This window comes from Limnohabitans sp., assembly GCF_044361645.1.
Lineage (GTDB): Bacteria > Pseudomonadota > Gammaproteobacteria > Burkholderiales > Burkholderiaceae_C > Limnohabitans_A.
On sequence record NZ_JBIKIL010000086.1, the window covers coordinates 1 to 16,187 of the forward strand.

A 16,187-nucleotide genomic window follows, 5' to 3' on the forward strand; every position below is an offset into this window, starting at 1 on the left:
GAACCTCAACCTCACGAACCGCCTAGTGCGGACCCGCATGCTAGGTGGTGTGGCAGGGGCGCAGTCATGTTGACTGCCCCCTATGCCGATTTTTCAAGTCCAAAACCAAAAGGTCTTGCGCGCCATATCGGTTTGAGTATTTGTTAATCAGTCGCGATAAATTGTCCATTTGATGGTTCATTTTGAGCCTGGTTAAAAGCCGCAGTGCGGAATTGCTTGGCTCCATTGGACCTTCAAAAGGATGGGCTGTTATTGCGCCATATCAAAGTGGATGGCTTGCGCCGCACCCTCCAACCAGACTGAGGGGCCAGCTGACGATCGAGCTGTGAGCAGGCCGCCCATGGGGCACAAACGGGGCCAATCGAAATGGCCACACCGGATCCCATCGCCATCGGCGTCAACACGTGATGCCCTGTCCGAAATCTCGGACAGGGACAACACAGTCAAAAGAAGCCAACCAATTAACGCGCTGCAATCGCTTTCTCAGCCGATGCAACCAGGCCCTCGCCAATTTGCTTTTTCCATTTTTCATAAACAGGACGGGTGGCTTTGACGAAAGCGTCTCTTTCGGCAGGGCTCAGTTTGGTGATCGTCACCCCCAAGGCCTCAATGTCTTTCAGCAACGGTTGCCCAGGCTCAGCCAAGCCCTTGCGCGCTATGGCAATCTGCTCTTTACCCGCATCGATGGCGGCCTGACTGACGATGGCGCGATCGTTTTCTGACCACGAAGCCCAAACATCTTTATTGACCACAAACACCAATGGGTCAGCGACATAGCCCCACATGGTGACGTGTTTTTGACCCACAGTATGGAGTTTGGCAGCTGTAAAAATGGACATGGGATTTTCTTGACCATCGACAGCGCCACTGGTCAGGGCAGGCTGGGCATCAGCCCAGCTCATCTGCGTTGGATTGGCACCAAGCGCTGTAAAAGTGTCCAAAAACAAAGGTGAACCGACCACTCGAATCTTCATGCCTTTGAGGTCGTCCGGGGTGCGCAAAGCCTTTTTGGAGTTGGTGATTTCACGGTATCCATTTTCACCCCATGCAAGCGGCATGACGCCAGCTTTGTCAATGATGCTGAAAATTTGTTTGCCCACATCGCCTTGGGTTAGTGCATCCATGGCCTTGTAATCGGGCATCAAAAAAGGCATGGAAAAAAGATTCAGTTCCTTGACCTGCGGTGACCAGTTGATGGTGGAGCCTATGGCCATATCGATAACGCCTTGTCGAATGGCACTGAACTCCCGAGTCTGGTCACCCTGAACCAAAGAAACGCCTGGATAAAGCTTGATGTTGATTCGACCTTGGGTTCGCTCACGGACCAAATTTGCCCAGATCTCACCCCCCTTTCCCCATGGGAAGGCCGTACCGACGACCAGTGACATTTTGTATTCAGCCTTGTAATTTTGAGCCATGGCACTTGTACCCAAGGCCAGCACTGAGGCCATGACAGCGAGTTTGAGGAAGGATCGAACTTTCATTTTGGGGTCTCCATTAAAAAAACAAACAACAGCACGCACAACAATCAATAACCAAGACGCTGGGGAAGCCACAGCGCCAAAGCCGGAAAAACAATCACCAACAAAAGGACCACCAGCAAAGCCAAGAGCATCCAGATGACCCAGGGCACAGTTTGCTCCATGCGCACACCAGCGATGCGACATGACACCATCAAGTTCACGGCAATCGGAGGGGTGAACTGGCCCAAGGCCACCATCATCGTCAACAAAATACCAAACCACACCAAGTCCCACTGGAAGAAATTGGCAATCGGGATCAATAAGGGAATGAAAATCAAGAAAATGGAAATGCCATCCAAAATCATGCCGACCGCAATCAAAAGCAGCATAAGCATCAACAAAATGCCGTACTCGCTGGCGCCGGAGTTGACAATCGCTTGGGTCAAGGGGTCAACAACGCCCAATGTAGACAGGGAATAGGCAAAAATGCCGGCCAGTGCCACAACCATCAGGATGACGGCCGACAACTCCCCGGCACTGCGCAGGATATCGAAAAGATCACTTAGCCTGATGGTGCGGTGGATGAACATGCCAACAAACAGGCCGTAAAAGACAGCAACCACTGCAGCTTCAGTTGGTGTGAACAATCCCGCTCGCATGCCTCCGAGGATCAAGACAGGGGCAGCCAATCCCCAGGAGGCTTCGCGCAAACTGAGCCAAAAAGGCGGCCTTGGTAATTGCGATTCCAAATGCCCCATCCCATGCCGACGGGCAAGCCATACACAGGGAATCATCAAGGCCAAACCGACCATGAGCCCAGGCACAAGGCCGGCTGCAAACATGGCGGGAACAGAGGCACTGGGAACCAAGACTGAATAAACGATGAGGGCAATCGAAGGTGGAATCAAGATATCAATGGCTGAGGCCGCGCCGACCACGCTTGCTGAGAAAGCACCCGGATAACCCGCTTTTCGCATCACAGCGATCATCACGCCCCCGACTGCAGCCGCTGTTGCCGGTCCCGAACCCGAAATGCCGCCCATCAGCATGGCCACCGAAATGGCAACAACTGGCAGCATGCCGGGTCCACGTCCGACCAAAGCGGTCGCAAAATTGACGAGGCGCAAGGCCACACCTGAGCGTTCGAAAATGGTGCCAACCAAAACAAACATCGGTATGGCCAGCAAAGGGTACTTACCCAGTCCGGCAAAAAAGTTTTGTGGAACAGCTAACAAACCAAACCATTGTGTATCGAGGTTGGCCAAGCCAATGGCCACAGTGCCAGCCAGACCCATGGCAACACCAATCGGCACGCCCAGCAACATCAAAATGGCGAACAACAAGAACAGCAAGCTGACAATCATGGCTGTTTTCTCTGTCGCAAAAACAGGCCCAGAGCCCTGGCCGCAATGGCCAATGAGACCAGTGGCAGCCAGATGGTGTACCACCACTGCGGAATACCAATGCCAGGCGAGGTTTCCCCAAAACGGATGTCGTCCCAAACCGTGCGAGCACTCAAGATGGCGATGACCGTGAACAGCAGAACCACCATGGACGAGCCCAAAAGGGCCAGCCTGCGTTGGCGTGGCGCGGAGCCCTGATCCGCAATGGCCTCGATCCGGATGTGGCGGTTGCGCGCCACTGCCGCAGAGCCAGCAACCAGGACGAGAAAAATCATCAAAAAGACAGAAAACTCCTCAGTCCAAGCAAAAGATTGGTTTGTGAAATAGCGGGCCAACACATTGGCAAAAGTAATGCTTGCCAGCAAGGCCATCACCAAGACAGTCAACCAATCCTCTAATTTCAGAGACACCCAGCAGGCGGGTTCCTCGGTTTCGCTTGTGCTTTCAGGCTCAGCAAAGTTCGCACGATGAGTATGGGCAGTGGTTTCAGTCAGCTTTGACATGGCGCAATGTGTGGAAATTTCAAAACTGAAAATTTTTAACCAGTGGCCATGGATGCGCACATTTGTCGCGCAGCTGCCAAAACTGCTGGCAAAGCAACGCGGGACTGCGCCTCCAGCACTGCAGCGTACCCCACTGGAATTCTGGGGGCACCCAAACGGCGAACCCGCACGCCCAAAACTTCGGCGGCTGTGGCCGCTATCTCTGCCCCAAAACCAGCCGCTTGCACCGCTTCGTGCACCACCAGCAATTGCCCCGTCTTGGCGCAAGATTGCAAGACTGCGTCGCGATCCCATGGCCAGATGGAGCGCAAATCAAGTAACTCTGCCTCAATACCTTCCTCATGCAACTGTGAGACGGCCTGTTCACAGACCATCACCTGTTTACTCCAACTGACGATGGTGAGGTGCTCGCCCGCTTTGACCAGGCGGGCTTTTCCCAACTCAGCGCTCGCATCGACATCAACCTCGCCGGTTTGACCCCATAAGGACTTGTGCTCCATATAGACAACAGGATCACCGCAAGCCAAAGCGGCACGAAGCAAGCTGTAGTTGTCTTGTGGTGTTGCTGGACAAATCGCCACCAGTCCTGGCAGATGGGCGAACCAACTTTCAAGTGATTGTGAATGTTGCGCAGCTGATGCATCCCAAATGCCAGTGGGCATGCGCACGACCATCGGTACCCGCCCTTGGCCACCAAACATGTATCGGTTTTTAGCCGCCTGGTTGACCAACTCATCCATGCCACACAGGGCAAAATCAACCACACGCATTTCAACGATCGGACGCAATCCTGCCAAGGCCATGCCCACCCCGGCACCTAAAATGGCCGCTTCGCTGATAGGCGTATCGATGACCCGCTGCGCACCGAATTGGGCCTGCAAGCCTTTGTACTGGCCAAAGATGCCGCCGCGCCCCACGTCTTCCCCCAGCACAATAACTTTGGGATCTTGCGACATTTCATGCTGGACAGCCCGTACTGCAGCTTCTGCGTAGCTCATCAGTGCCATGTTCCAGCCCCTGTAGTCTGAATATCGGTAAATGCACTGACAGCCTCGGGCCATGGTGCAGCTTCGGCACTGGCAAGCGCGGACGCCACTTCTGCTTGTGCTTGCGCATCCATCGCATCAAAGGCCAAGCTCTCGCACCCTGGCAAACCTTGTCCCATTTTGCGCGCACGCAACAAAGGGTCGGTCAACAAAGCAGCGGCCAACTCATCTGGATCACGGTAAGCGGCCAGATCAACTGAGACATGACCTTTAACCCTGTAAGTGATGGCGTGCAACAAACGTGGACCTGCTCCTGAACGCACCGCCAAAAGCAAATCCAACGCCGCCTGGTGAACAGCCATGACATCGTTGCCATCCACACGCATGGACTCGATGCCCATCGCTTGGGCGCGTTCTGAGGCTCCCTCACCAGCCGTCATCGGTCCGCTGGCTGTGGTGGCACTCCAACGGTTATCTTCGCAAACGAAAAGAACGGGCAGCCTAAAAACCTGCGCCCAATTCAAGGCCTCCAGAAAAGGTCCCCTGTTGATGGCACCATCCCCAAAAAAGCAGACCGTCACATCATCGCGACCCAACAACTTTTGTGCATGCGCAGCCCCAACAGCAATCGGCAGACCGGCTGCGACCACACCATTGGCACCCAACATGCCCACCGAAAAGTCGGCGATGTGCATGGAGCCGCCTTTCCCGCCATTGAAGCCAGAGGCTTTGCCAAAAAGCTCCCCCATCATGCGTTCCATGCTTGCGCCCTTGGCGAGGGTATGCCCATGACCGCGGTGCGTAGAGGTGATGTAATCTTTGGGCCCGAGGTGGACACAAACGCCAGCAGGAACAGCTTCTTGACCCGTTGACAGATGCAGCGGGCCGCGGACCTTGGCGTGACCGTCGGCAGACTTGCCATAGGCGCTGACGCCGCCTTGGCTAGCCGCTTCTGCAGCGTTCTCAAATGCCCGTATGCGCGCCATCGTGCGATAGAGTCCGAGCAAGTTTGTTGCAATGGTTGTCAACTTAAGTCGCTCCAAAATTGTGTGTTTCATTCTATGGGTCAACGGCGCCATTTCGTGGTGCCTGGCAGTCACCAGAAAGACAGCGCTTGCAAGGCAGGGCCTGGCACTTTTTGCAGCGTCTGGCGTGAGGGCTTGAACACCCACTCGTCTGTGGTCAGCACCACCGAGCCAATGGGTGCAGGGTGGGCGCGTAGCTGCTGTGGTCCGCGCGTACGCAGCGGTCATCACACACGCTGCGCAAGCCTTGGGGGGAAAGTACGGCACCGGGTTGAGCGCGGGCTCGTACGGCGTACAGCTCAGGCTTGAGCACGCCCCCTTTGAGCACACCCTTCTTGCGCTTGTCCGGCGTCACGTATCGGGGGCAGCCGGCTAGGCAGCGAAAAGCCTGCTCGTGCAATCGGTCCCATCCCTGCGCTGGCAAAACGGCCAGGCGGTCAAACGCCTTGGGCTGTTTGTGGCGCAGACGGATTCCCATTGTGAATGGTGTTTTCGGCACGCACCACTTAAAACTTAGAACCTCGGTTTGTGGGTTTATTTTTCAATGCAATCAAGCGACACGGTAGCGCTCGATGATGCTGCGATCGAGTTCCACACCAAGCCCCGGTCCGTCGGGTACCGACACCCAACCGTCGCGTTGCTGGATGGGTTGCTTGATCAACTGCTGCCGAAAGGGATGTGATGAGCAGTCGTATTCAAGCAAAGGCTCCTGCGCGAACAGTGAATGGTGCGCAACCGGCAGCGCAGCAATGAGTTGCAGCGAGGCCGCCTGGGCAATAGCCGATCCCCACACATGCGGATTGACCGCAACGCCATGCGCCTGCGCCAGCGTCACAATGTGGCGCGCGGCACTGATGCCACCGCAAGAACACAGGTCCGGCTGGGCGATGTCAACGGCGTTGGCAGCAAACAGGTCGCGATAGCCAAACAGCGTGTGCTCATTTTCACCGCCAGCGATGGGCATGGTTAACTTGTCGCGCATCTCTGCATAACCACGCAGATCCTCCGGCACCACGGGCTCTTCGTACCAGCGCAAGTTGTAGCTCTCGAGTGCACGACCCAGGCGCAGGGCCTGCGCGCGGCCATAGGCATGGTTGGTGTCAATCATCAGCGTGATGCCACGACCATCGATGGCCTCAGCGATGGCTTTCATGCACTTGATGTCGTCCTCAACGCCGTAGCCGAGCTTGACCTTCATGGCCCTAAAGCCCGCATCGTGGTGCCCAATGGCTTCGTCCGCCAGTCGGGCCGATTCGCCCTGACCCTTGACGCGGTAAAAGCCGGTGGCATAGGGCTGAACGCGGGTTCTGAATGCACCACCCAGCAAGACGTGAATCGGAACCTCATGCGCCTTTCCGGCGATGTCCCAAAGTGCAATGTCGACTGCGCTGATCGCAGCGATCACCGAGCCTTTGCGGCCGTAGTGACGTGTCGCGTGATACATCTTGTGCCACAGCACTTCGGTGTCCAATGCATTGCTGCCCAGAATAAGGGGCTTGAGCGCGTGTTGGACAGCAGCTGCTGCGATTTCTGGTGGCTCCAAGCCTTGCGCGAAGGCCTCACCCCAGCCCGTGATGCCCTCTTCAGTGATCACTTCCACCAGCGTTGCGCTGCGCTGGCGAACCCAGCCCTGTGAAAAAGCGAAAGCTTGCGCAAGCGGGCTTTTCAAAACGTGAATTTTGATGTCGACGATTTTCATACCGCTGCTTTTTTAAAATGACACAGAGAAAAAATGCTCAACTGAGCCGCCGTTTCAATTCAGGCGGATTGGCTGACTTTTCACGAAACTCATCAATGCCACTGGCAAATTTCACGCCCGCACGCTTGATCGCGCCATCGTCGACTTTGTCAATGGGCGTGTAAAAGGGATGGTGGTGCTCGAGGTAGGGGTTGTTGCGCGCAGCGTTGTAGCAGTGCAGCACAGTCCAGCGGCGATTTTCTGAGCGGTTTTGGTCGGAGCGGTGCAGCACATTGCTGTGAAAAAACAGGCCATCGCCAGGCTCCATCTCTGCAAATTCAATCGGCATCAATTTCAGCATCTCTGCAACTCGCCGCGGATCAGCGCCGACCTGTTCGCCGGGCAACACGCCATGCTCAATGCGTCCGCAGTGGTGCGATCCCTTGACAAGCTGTAAGCAACCATTGTCTCGGGTGCTGCGGTCGAGCGCCACCATCACGCTGGCCATGTACGGAAAGACGCAGCCGTTGTGGTACCAATAACCGTAATCCTGATGCCACTCCCATGCGCCGCCTTCGAATGGCTCTTTGGCAGTCAGCTTGGAATGGTAGTGATAGACCTCGCCGCCGAGCAGATCCTCCATGGTGTCAACCACGCGATGCGATCGCGCAGCCAGACCGTAGACGCTGTCCCCTGGATGGTTCCAAGTGGCCATTCGTGTGGATTTGCCGGATGCATCGTTGCGGTCATACAAGCGGCTTCGCATCGACGCATCGTTTTCAATCGCTGTGCGCAGGATCGCCATTTCTTCGTCATCGAAAAGCTTGCGAACCAAGATGTAGCCATCTTGGTCGTAGCGGGTTCGCTGATCGGGGTTGAGGATGGAACCGGGCATAGTGTCTCCAATAGCTTTGAGAGATTCAAACACAGCATTGCAAGTATTGCAAAAACTATTGTTGAAGTGGACCCCGAATTTGGAACAGGTGCTGCAGGCGTGACACGGTCCAAAGAAACGGTTTGCCCATGACTGAGTCAAAAAAAGCGCAGAGTGCATCCGCTCGAGTTGACGGCCAAGGTGGGCCTTCAGGCGCTCGGTGGAATGAAGATCACCAAGCCAATAGCCCGGGGCCACTGCGGCCATCCGATGGCAGCTGACCCCTGGCGCAGAGCGATGCAAGCCCAGGTCAAATTTGAGCCAGTCGAGCGCCATCTTCAAGCGCCCGATCTCAACGCAGACCAGGGTCCGGCACGGGGCCGGCTGATGATCGCATTGCCGTTTGAAGCACTCGGCCCCTCAGGTGTTGTTTTGTTGGATGGCGATGGCGTCTGGATGGTGGGCAATCAAGAACACCATCATTTCTGTTGCGTCCTTTGCCATATCAAACCGCAGCATCATTTCGATCACCGATGCCTTCAGGCCCTGTGCGCGTTGACCGCCTTGAATCACCTGAGGCTGTGTTCAATGCAGTGGGTTTGCGGGGAGACCTCGGCCAGGTTTTTGTCTGATTGGTTTTTGGGGGGCTGCGTTGCAGCGCCACCTGCAACCTGCCGTGGCTGCACGCAGATGCCTTGAGCCAAAGGCGCTTACCATTTTCTAAGCCCATTCGCTCGCAAGGGCATTTAACCGGCTAAAAACAAAAGGCTTAGAGAAAAGTGACCCATTGTTTTATTTTTTGACTGCTTGGTCTAAAAAAAGGCAAACTGGTCTTGTCACCCCATTTTGGGTGACGCACATCTTTTTTAAGACTGGAACCATCATGAAAAAAACGTTCATCACCACCCTCTTGGCGCTCGGCATGGCCATGTCTGTGCAAGCCAAAGACATCGTAGACACCGCGGTTGCTGCAGGCAGTTTCAAGACCTTGGCAACGGCATTGGGCGCAGCTGGTTTGGTGGATACGCTCAAAGGCAAAGGGCCTTTTACCGTGTTCGCGCCCACAGATGAAGCCTTCGCCAAGATCCCCAAAGCTGACCTGGATGCGTTGCTCAAAGACAAGGCCAAGTTGACGGCCGTGTTGACCTACCACGTTGTCCCGGGCAAAGTCATGGCCAAAGATGTCAAGGCTGGCAAGGTCAAAACGGTTCAAGGCTCAGAGATGACCATCTCCACAACCGGGGGTGTCTCGGTGGACAATGCCAAGGTTGTCAAAACCGATATCGTGGCAGACAACGGCGTGATCCACGTGATCGATACCGTGATCATGCCCAAGTAACGGATCCGGGCACTTTGTCTCTTGCTGCCAGGGCGGGCTGAGCCATCAGTCCGTCCTTTTTCGTTCGAGAGGCCGTATTTTTATGGCGCTGTTTTTGTCCTGTGATCGCAAGACTTTGCAGACGTTTGCAGACGTTTGCAGACGTTTGCAATGGCCCCACTTTCATGGCGCGATGGCGCGATGCGTGAGGCTTGTCGGTTTTCCATGGGCCGCCGCAGAGACGGCAGGGGTGACCCTTGGGCTCGATCAAGCGCATTCGTGGCGGTGGTGCATGCGTGATCAGACCGAGGGTGCTCGGCCTTCGGCAGACTTTGCGCTGATGCAGTCGCCACACATGAACATGCGCTGATTGATCATGGTCTTGAAAACGCCCAAGGACCGTGGCTTGTGCAAGCCGCATTTGTAGCAGCTGATCGAAGACATGTTGGCCGAGTCTTTGAAGGGCGAACCCCCTTCTTTGCTTTTGTAGCGCAGACCATTCGTGGCGATTTGGGATTCTTGATCGTTGCTCATGGGTTCATTTTGGACCTGAGCGCAAAGAAAAGCCATGTTTGTTTTTTTTCATGGCCCCGTTGTCCCGGTCTGTGAAGCCTGCCAACAACATGGGTCTTCATTTTCGATCCAATTTGTATTCAAAAATGGCCAAAGGGCGAATGCGCTGTTGTGACTTGGATGGCCTGCAAAGCCTATTGGGGCGAGTGCAGATTGCAGCTTGCGTGGCTTGGAAAACGGGTCTGGCAGTGCAGGTTTTGGGTGCCCAACCATAATGGCTGTTTGTGACCAAACTTGGTGCTTGTTATGCAGTTTTCTTTTGCGTCATGTCTGCTTTAAGTTTGCGCTCGGTGTCCCATGGTTTCTCCCCGCAGGAGTGGCTTTTCAAAGACCTCCACTTTGAGCTGGCGCATGGTGAGCATGTGGCCATCCAGGGCACGTCGGGCTCTGGCAAGTCCACACTGCTCAACATCATGGCGGGACTGGAGGTGCCCGCTCAAGGCGAGGTTTTGTGGGCTGGTCAAAGCACAGCGCTTTGGTCCGCCGAGCAACGCCGCAGGTGCCGGCAATCTGAAATGGGTTTTGTTTTTCAAGCGTTTCATTTGCTGCCCCATTTGTCGGCACTGCAAAACGTCATGGTGCCCTGTTTGTTGGGTGGACAGTCTGGGGCTGAGGCCGCTTTGGCGGCGCGTGAGTTGCTGAGCCAGTTGGGCTTGAACAAGCGCCTTGACGCCCATGCCCACAGTTTGTCTGGCGGTGAGCAGCAACGGGTGGCTTTGGCGCGCGCCTTGGTGCACCAGCCCAAGGTGGTCTTTGCCGATGAGCCCACGGGCAACTTGGACACCACCACCGCGCGCAGCACTTTGGCCTTGTTGATCGAATTGAGCTTGGCCAGGCGCACCAGTCTGGTGATGGTCACCCATGGGGACGAGGCGGCGCGCTCCATGGGCAGGTGCTTGCGCTTGACTCAGCAGGGTTTGGTCTGATGCGCGGGTCAGGCCAGCAATGGTTGTTTGTGTGCTTGCTCAAGGGTGCCTTTATCCAGTCCTGGGTGCGCTCCTTGGTGGCCTTGACCGTGGTGGCCGTGGGCGTGATGTTGGCGGTGGCCATCCACACCGTCAACCACTCCGCTTTGGCCTCTTTTGGTCAAGCCTTGGACACGGTGAACGGTCAAGCATCGGCGCAGTTGGTGGCCCCCTTGGGCGACATGGACGACCGACAAATTGACGTTTGGGATTTGCGTCGCGCCGCTCTGGGGATTCGCACCATCAGCCCTGTATTGGTGGTGCAAACCGATCGCTTGACGGTGCTCGGTTTGGATGTGTTCAAAGCCGCGCAAGTTTCTGCGTCCTTGTTGCCCGCGTCTGCGAATGGCCCAGTCGATCTGTTCGATGCCCAAGCCTTGTTTTTGTCAGCAGGCGCTTTGCAAACACTGGGTGTGCGTGTGAACGACAGTGTGCGCTTACTTTATGCGGGCCGCGAAGTGGTCTTGCGGGTGGCTGGTGAGGTGCCGGGTGCGGGCACTCAAGTCATTGGGGTCATGGACATTGGCAGTGCGCAATGGGCGTTTGATCGGCTGGGTGTGGTGTCGCGCTTGGACCTGCGCTTGGAGGACTGGCAGACTGCACAGGGTTTGCGTGCCACTTTGCAAGCCACATCTGAAACACTGCAAGTGGTGGCCACCGAAGACCGTGACCGCCGCATGGCCTTGCTCTCGCGGGCTTACCGGGTCAACCTGAGCGTGTTGGCCATGGTGGCCTTGTTGACGGGCGGATTTTTGGTCGCCACGTCGGTCAATTTGTCCATTGTTCGCCAGCGTGCCGAGTTGGCATTGCTTGGCGTGCTGGGCGCCAGCGAGCCGTGGTTGCGCCGTTTCGTTTGGGCGCAAGGCGGCTTGATCGGTGGCCTTGGCGGCTTGTTGGGGCTGGGTCTCGGACTGCTGCTGGCGGCGGTGCTGATGCGCGTGGTGGGGGGTGATTTGGGTGGCAATTACTTTGCTGACCAGCGCCCGCCGCTGGCCATTGACTGGCTGGCCATGCTGGCTTTTGGCTTGGCATCGGTGGTGATGGGCTTGGTTTCTGCTGGCCTGCCTTTGTCGCAAATCCAGTGGCGTCAACCCATGGCGGTGTTGCGCGCGGGTCAAGCCGAAACCTTGCAGCGCAAGCCGCCCAGCTTGCGCTGGAGTGCGTTGGCTGTGGGCTTGGCCTTGACCTTGGTCTTATGGCCCGCCGTGGATGCTTTGCCTTGGGCTGCGTATGGCTCAATCGCCGCCTTGTTGTTGGCGGGTCTGGCGGCGGTGCCGTGGTTGCTGGCCCGGCTTTGGGGAGGGCTGTCGCGTGCTTTGGCGGGCAGACAAGTGTCGGTGGTTTTGCGCTTGGCGGTTTGGCGTTTGTCGCAAGCGCCTGCAGCGGCCACACCTTTGATCGCAGGCACGGTCGCTGCGTTCTCTTTGACGGTGGCCATGATGGTCATGGTCAGCAGTTTTCGCACATCGGTGTCCGATTGGTTGGTGCTGATTTTGCCTGCCGACATCTACGCCAGCAGCTCGGCCTTGGTGGATCGCCCCGGTTTTGACGCGTCGGTGCAAGCGCGCATTGCCCAGTTGCCACAGGTGCAAAGGGTGGAGACCAGTCGACAAACAAAGCTGCGGTTGAGCCCTGATCGCCCTGAAGTGGTCTTGATTGCCAAACCTGTGAATTTGCAAGACCCCATGCGTTCGGTGGCCTTGGTGGGCTTGCCGCGATGGCCTGCGCCTGGGGGGGCCAAGCACTTGGTGGTCTTTGGCTCTGAGGCAATGGCCGATTTGTACGGTTGGCGTGTGGGCGAGACCACCACTTTGCCTTTGACCGCGCAAGGCCTGCAGACGGTTTGGGTGGGCGGTATTTACCGAGACTACGGCCGGCAACACGGCTCGGTGGTCATGTCTGCACAGGACTACGAGCAACTCACCGGTGACCTGTCACGCACGGGCGTGTCGGTGTGGCTCAATGACGGTGCGGACACGGCGCAGGTGCTGGGTGCGCTTGCATCTTTGCTGCCCGAGTTGGCGCATTTGAAGTGGGTCAGTGCCACCGATGTGCGTCAACTCTCGCTCAAGATTTTTGATCGCAGCTTTGCCATGACGTATGTGCTGGAGGCCGCCGCATTGTTTGTGGCGCTGTTCTCGGTTGCTGCGGGTGTCGCTGGGCAGTTGTTGTTGCGCCGCCGTGAATTTGGTGTGCTCGCGCACCTGGGTCTGTCCTATGCTGATCGCATGCGCTTGGTGTCTTGGGAGCTGGGTTTGTTGTTGCTGGTGGCGGTGGTGTGGGCCAGTGGCATGGGCTTTTTGATGAGCCAAATTTTGATCCACAAGGTCAATCCCGAGTCTTTTCACTGGACCATGGACACCCACGTCGATCTGCGACAGTGGGCGTTGATCAGTGGCTTGGTGTTGGTTTTGGGTGTGCTGTCTGCGCGCTGGGCCGCGCGACAGGGCCTGGATGCCAAGCGTTTGGCCGAGAGCCTGCGCGCTGATTGGTAAAGCCCATGCGCCAGCGTCGTCAAGCCCTTCAAGCCGCGGCCCTCTTTTTGGCGGGTGTTTCGCCTTGGCCGGTTGTGCGTGCCAATTCTGAGGCCTCTTTTTACCCGCTCGTTGAGCCACGGCGTTTGGTGTTTCCCAGAGACTTTGGCTCGCACCCCGCGTACCGCACCGAGTGGTGGTACCTGACGGGTTGGTTGGGCCAAGGGCCAACGGCCATGGGTTTTCAGATCACGTTTTTTCGCAGCCGCACTCGGCATGCGCCGGACAACCCCAGCCGCTTGGCCCCGACCCAATTGCTGTTTGCACACGCCGCCTTGGCCGTGGCCGAAAGCCAAACTTTTTTGCATGCCAGCCGCGCCGGCCGCATGAACGGCACCAGCCTGCGCGCCAACAGCCAAGACACCGATTTGCAGTTTGAAGACTGGCATTTGCGCCGCCTGCCTGGCGCCAGCGCCGAGGTCTACCAGGGCCGGTTTTCAGACCCTGGTTATGCGCTGAGCTTGGAGGCCAGCACAGACCAAGCCCCCTTGCTGCGCGGGCAAAACGGGCTGTCGGCCAAAGGGCCTGACCCCAGCCAAGCCAGCCACTATTACAGCCGCGCACCCTTGCGCGTGAAGGCCCAAGTGCAAGTGGGCCAGCAAACGCGCAACTTGTTGGGCACGGCCTGGCTGGACCACGAGTGGTCGAGTCAGCTCTTGATGCCCGGGGCGGTGGGCTGGGACTGGTTGGGCATCAACTTGCTGGACGGCGGCACCTTGATGGCTTTTCAAATTCGCAATGACCGGGCAGAGCCCTTGTTCACGCATGTCGATGCCCGGGGCCGCGATGGGCAAGCCACTGGCGGCTGGGCCGGGTTGGCGTGGCAAGCGGGTGGCCGCTGGCGCGCACCATCATTGATCGAATACCCCATCCCCATGGACCTGAGGGTGGGCGATGCGCTGTACCAACTGGTGCCGCTGATGCGCTCGCAAGAGGTGGATGCGCGTGCCAGCACGGGCGGTTATTACTGGGAGGGCGCGGTCAGCCTGATGCAAGGCGAGCGCTTGTTGGGACAAGGGTATTTGGAGCTGACGGGTTACGGCGAGCCGCTGCGCCTGTGAGGTTGGGCTACCAGACACCCCGGTCGTATTCGTCAGCCATCGCGTGGTTGACGTCGCGGTGCTCTTCTTCATCTTTGCGCACCGCGATCACCACATCGCGCAAAGTGGCGGTTGTTGGCAGCTTCCAATAATCGATGGCTATTTGGGGAGCGGCCACGTTGTCGATGCGGCCTTCGTCGATTTCGCGCAAATACTCGGTGTAGCTGTAAACCGCTTCTTCTTCAAAGTAGCCCACGATGCGGTGTGCCGTGCGCGGGAACAAGACATAAATCACAAAATACACATGCCAAAAAACACCTTGGGCAACCAGCACCACGCTGCGCTCGAACATGTTCGGCTTTGAAATTTCGATGAAGGTCATCAGGTGCATGCGTTCGTTCTCGGCCTCACCCAACAAGATCCTGATTTTGGGCCCGTAGCCGGTGCGCATTTGGCGCAAGCTTTTGAGGTGCGTCCACATGCCCGCCACCATGCCAGGCACAGCTGCTACGGTCTCCAGAATCACCGCGCGGTGGCCGTAGCGCTTGGCAAAAAACGTGTCCGCGATGAAACGCAAGCTTTTGGTGAATGCGCGCGCAATGCGGTCTGAAAAATTGATGGGGGTGTAATGTTCCATCAGGCATTTTAGGCACACAGACAAAAACGCATGGCGGGGCAGGTGATCTGAATGGCCCTGCCCTGACTGGCGACAGCGCGGCCTGAAAAACAAGCCCATGCTAGAGTGAACTTGGCATGGTCTCAATGTGGCTTTGCGCAGACGGATGGCATGCGTTTTGGCGTGTTGGCAGTGCCCACAATTTTTGGCCAAGTGTTCAAGAGGTGCATTCATTGAAAAAATACAGGATCACAGGCCGGGCGTTTGTGGCGTTTTGTTGGCCTGTCATTGCGCTGCTGCTTTTGCCTGCGACGGCTGGGGCACAAGCCCCTTGGCATGCGCAGCTTCAAACATTACCTGGCGCTGCCGTGGTGTTGCTGGGTGAGCAGCACGATGCGCCAGAACACCAAGAGCTGGCCCGGTTGAGCGTCCAGGCCTTGGCCGGTGCTCAGCGTTTGTCGGCACTGGTGCTTGAAATGGCCGACGAGGGCCTCAGCACCGAGGGCATGTCGGCGCAGTCGTCCGAAGCCTTGGTGCGCGAGCGCTTGCAGTGGAACCAATCTGGCTGGCCTTGGCGGCGTTATGGGCCCGTGGTGATGCAGGCGGTGCGTGCGGGTGCGCCGGTGGTGGGAGGCAATTTGCCGCGCGCAGCAATGGGCGCAGTCATGCGCGATGTGCAATATGACGACAAAGTGACGGCTGCGATTTTGGCTGGGCACCGGCAAAGGATGCGCGACGGTCATTGCGGACTTTTGCCTGAGTCGCAGGTGCCGGCCATGGCCCGCATTCAAATTGCGCGCGATGCGCTGATGGCACAAACTGTCAGCAAGTGGGTGCGTGATGGCCAAACGGTCTTGCTGCTGGCCGGTGCAGAGCATGTCAAAAAAGACCGTGGCATACCGTTGTTCATGCCGGCCAACTCCGCGTCTGCCTTGTCGGTGGTGTGGATGCAAGCGGCCACCCGCACGCGCCTTGAGCCCGAGCTGGCCGATGTGGTTTGGCAAACACCGCCCGTGCCCTTCAAAGACCATTGCGCTGAACTGGCGACATCTAAGAGCAAGTGAGCCGCTGTTTTTGATTTTATCCTATTTCCGGCAGTTGACGTTGCATAAACCGGCCGCAAGCTAGACTGGTAGCCAGTTTCAACGGATTTACAGAGGTCACCAAATGGGTGAAGCCAAAAGACGCCAACTCGCTGTCCAAACGCAA

General features: G+C 57.2%; 16 protein-coding genes. 5 read left to right on the forward strand and 11 right to left on the reverse strand.

The window, feature by feature from the left end; all coding sequences use genetic code 11:
• Positions 1 to 461: 461 nt before the first annotated feature.
• The 9 genes from ACIQ39_RS13310 to ACIQ39_RS13350 all read right to left on the reverse strand — a co-directional run bounded on the left by ACIQ39_RS13310 (position 462) and on the right by ACIQ39_RS13350 (position 8,505).
• A complete protein-coding gene (locus tag ACIQ39_RS13310; protein ID WP_396435086.1) occupies positions 462 to 1,484 on the reverse strand; it encodes a DctP family TRAP transporter solute-binding subunit in 1,023 nt (340 codons plus the stop codon).
• A gap of 44 nt (positions 1,485 to 1,528) precedes the next feature.
• The gene (locus tag ACIQ39_RS13315; RefSeq protein ID WP_396435087.1) at positions 1,529 to 2,827 is read right to left on the reverse strand and encodes a TRAP transporter large permease; all 1,299 of its coding nucleotides are present in this window, start codon (positions 2,825 to 2,827) and stop codon (positions 1,529 to 1,531) included.
• Complete coding sequence (locus tag ACIQ39_RS13320) at positions 2,824 to 3,369, reverse strand: TRAP transporter small permease (protein WP_396435100.1); 546 nt, start codon at positions 3,367 to 3,369, stop codon at positions 2,824 to 2,826. The genes ACIQ39_RS13315 and ACIQ39_RS13320 overlap by 4 nt, the downstream gene beginning before the upstream one ends.
• Before the next feature lie 35 nt (positions 3,370 to 3,404).
• The gene (locus tag ACIQ39_RS13325) at positions 3,405 to 4,376 is read right to left on the reverse strand and encodes an alpha-ketoacid dehydrogenase subunit beta (protein ID WP_396435088.1); all 972 of its coding nucleotides are present in this window, start codon (positions 4,374 to 4,376) and stop codon (positions 3,405 to 3,407) included.
• Positions 4,367 to 5,341: a thiamine pyrophosphate-dependent dehydrogenase E1 component subunit alpha gene (locus ACIQ39_RS13330; protein ID WP_396435101.1), complete on the reverse strand. Its 975-nt coding sequence runs from the start codon at positions 5,339 to 5,341 to the stop codon at positions 4,367 to 4,369. The genes ACIQ39_RS13325 and ACIQ39_RS13330 overlap by 10 nt, the downstream gene beginning before the upstream one ends.
• A 196-nt stretch (positions 5,342 to 5,537) precedes the next feature.
• Complete coding sequence (locus tag ACIQ39_RS13335) at positions 5,538 to 5,858, reverse strand: hypothetical protein (protein WP_396435089.1); 321 nt, start codon at positions 5,856 to 5,858, stop codon at positions 5,538 to 5,540.
• 72 nt (positions 5,859 to 5,930) lie between these two features.
• The gene (locus ACIQ39_RS13340) at positions 5,931 to 7,079 is read right to left on the reverse strand and encodes a mandelate racemase/muconate lactonizing enzyme family protein (protein WP_396435090.1); all 1,149 of its coding nucleotides are present in this window, start codon (positions 7,077 to 7,079) and stop codon (positions 5,931 to 5,933) included.
• 37 nt (positions 7,080 to 7,116) lie between these two features.
• Positions 7,117 to 7,953, reverse strand: coding sequence for a phytanoyl-CoA dioxygenase family protein (locus ACIQ39_RS13345; protein WP_396435091.1), 837 nt, complete (start codon positions 7,951 to 7,953; stop codon positions 7,117 to 7,119).
• 399 nt (positions 7,954 to 8,352) lie between these two features.
• A complete protein-coding gene (locus ACIQ39_RS13350) occupies positions 8,353 to 8,505 on the reverse strand; it encodes a hypothetical protein (protein WP_396435092.1) in 153 nt (50 codons plus the stop codon).
• 310 nt (positions 8,506 to 8,815) lie between these two features.
• On the opposite strand from ACIQ39_RS13350, the gene ACIQ39_RS13355 reads away from it, so the two are divergent.
• Positions 8,816 to 9,271 (forward strand): fasciclin domain-containing protein, encoded by a 456-nt coding sequence (locus tag ACIQ39_RS13355; protein ID WP_396435093.1) that lies wholly within the window; start codon positions 8,816 to 8,818, stop codon positions 9,269 to 9,271.
• 279 nt (positions 9,272 to 9,550) lie between these two features.
• On the opposite strand, the gene ACIQ39_RS13360 is transcribed toward ACIQ39_RS13355, so the two are convergent.
• Entirely contained in the window at positions 9,551 to 9,784 is a 234-nt protein-coding gene (locus tag ACIQ39_RS13360; RefSeq protein ID WP_396435094.1) for a hypothetical protein, read from the reverse strand.
• Positions 9,785 to 10,089: 305 nt separating this feature from the next.
• Here ACIQ39_RS13360 and ACIQ39_RS13365 point away from each other — a divergent pair, with 305 nt between their 5' ends.
• Genes ACIQ39_RS13365 through ACIQ39_RS13375 form a run of 3 tightly spaced genes read left to right on the forward strand, consistent with a single transcriptional unit; the run spans position 10,090 to position 14,383 of the window.
• Entirely contained in the window at positions 10,090 to 10,749 is a 660-nt protein-coding gene (locus ACIQ39_RS13365) for an ABC transporter ATP-binding protein (protein ID WP_396435095.1), read from the forward strand.
• The gene (locus tag ACIQ39_RS13370) at positions 10,749 to 13,283 is read left to right on the forward strand and encodes an FtsX-like permease family protein (RefSeq protein ID WP_396435096.1); all 2,535 of its coding nucleotides are present in this window, start codon (positions 10,749 to 10,751) and stop codon (positions 13,281 to 13,283) included. The genes ACIQ39_RS13365 and ACIQ39_RS13370 overlap by 1 nt, the downstream gene beginning before the upstream one ends.
• A 5-nt stretch (positions 13,284 to 13,288) precedes the next feature.
• On the forward strand, positions 13,289 to 14,383 hold the full coding sequence (locus ACIQ39_RS13375; protein ID WP_396435097.1) for a lipocalin-like domain-containing protein: 1,095 nt from the start codon (positions 13,289 to 13,291) through the stop codon (positions 14,381 to 14,383).
• A 7-nt stretch (positions 14,384 to 14,390) separates the two neighbouring features.
• On the opposite strand, the gene ACIQ39_RS13380 is transcribed toward ACIQ39_RS13375, so the two are convergent.
• Complete coding sequence (locus tag ACIQ39_RS13380) at positions 14,391 to 14,999, reverse strand: alternative oxidase (RefSeq protein ID WP_396435098.1); 609 nt, start codon at positions 14,997 to 14,999, stop codon at positions 14,391 to 14,393.
• A gap of 212 nt (positions 15,000 to 15,211) precedes the next feature.
• On the opposite strand from ACIQ39_RS13380, the gene ACIQ39_RS13385 reads away from it, so the two are divergent.
• The gene (locus tag ACIQ39_RS13385; protein ID WP_396435099.1) at positions 15,212 to 16,042 is read left to right on the forward strand and encodes a ChaN family lipoprotein; all 831 of its coding nucleotides are present in this window, start codon (positions 15,212 to 15,214) and stop codon (positions 16,040 to 16,042) included.
• Positions 16,043 to 16,187: the final 145 nt, after the last annotated feature.

What these genes read in the sequence shown, in the direction of transcription:
- ACIQ39_RS13310 (WP_396435086.1), bottom strand. Translation starts at nt 1,484, where the DNA reads ATGAAAGTTCGATCCTTCCTCAAACTCGCTGTCATGGCCTCAGTGCTG.
- ACIQ39_RS13315 (WP_396435087.1), bottom strand. Translation starts at nt 2,827, where the DNA reads ATGATTGTCAGCTTGCTGTTCTTGTTGTTCGCCATTTTGATGTTGCTG.
- ACIQ39_RS13320 (WP_396435100.1), bottom strand. Translation starts at nt 3,369, where the DNA reads ATGTCAAAGCTGACTGAAACCACTGCCCATACTCATCGTGCGAACTTT.
- ACIQ39_RS13325 (WP_396435088.1), bottom strand. Translation starts at nt 4,376, where the DNA reads ATGGCACTGATGAGCTACGCAGAAGCTGCAGTACGGGCTGTCCAGCAT.
- ACIQ39_RS13330 (WP_396435101.1), bottom strand. Translation starts at nt 5,341, where the DNA reads ATGGCGCGCATACGGGCATTTGAGAACGCTGCAGAAGCGGCTAGCCAA.
- ACIQ39_RS13335 (WP_396435089.1), bottom strand. Translation starts at nt 5,858, where the DNA reads ATGGGAATCCGTCTGCGCCACAAACAGCCCAAGGCGTTTGACCGCCTG.
- ACIQ39_RS13340 (WP_396435090.1), bottom strand. Translation starts at nt 7,079, where the DNA reads ATGAAAATCGTCGACATCAAAATTCACGTTTTGAAAAGCCCGCTTGCG.
- ACIQ39_RS13345 (WP_396435091.1), bottom strand. Translation starts at nt 7,953, where the DNA reads ATGCCCGGTTCCATCCTCAACCCCGATCAGCGAACCCGCTACGACCAA.
- ACIQ39_RS13355 (WP_396435093.1), top strand. Translation starts at nt 8,816, where the DNA reads ATGAAAAAAACGTTCATCACCACCCTCTTGGCGCTCGGCATGGCCATG.
- ACIQ39_RS13360 (WP_396435094.1), bottom strand. Translation starts at nt 9,784, where the DNA reads ATGAGCAACGATCAAGAATCCCAAATCGCCACGAATGGTCTGCGCTAC.
- ACIQ39_RS13365 (WP_396435095.1), top strand. Translation starts at nt 10,090, where the DNA reads ATGTCTGCTTTAAGTTTGCGCTCGGTGTCCCATGGTTTCTCCCCGCAG.
- ACIQ39_RS13370 (WP_396435096.1), top strand. Translation starts at nt 10,749, where the DNA reads ATGCGCGGGTCAGGCCAGCAATGGTTGTTTGTGTGCTTGCTCAAGGGT.
- ACIQ39_RS13375 (WP_396435097.1), top strand. Translation starts at nt 13,289, where the DNA reads ATGCGCCAGCGTCGTCAAGCCCTTCAAGCCGCGGCCCTCTTTTTGGCG.
- ACIQ39_RS13380 (WP_396435098.1), bottom strand. Translation starts at nt 14,999, where the DNA reads ATGGAACATTACACCCCCATCAATTTTTCAGACCGCATTGCGCGCGCA.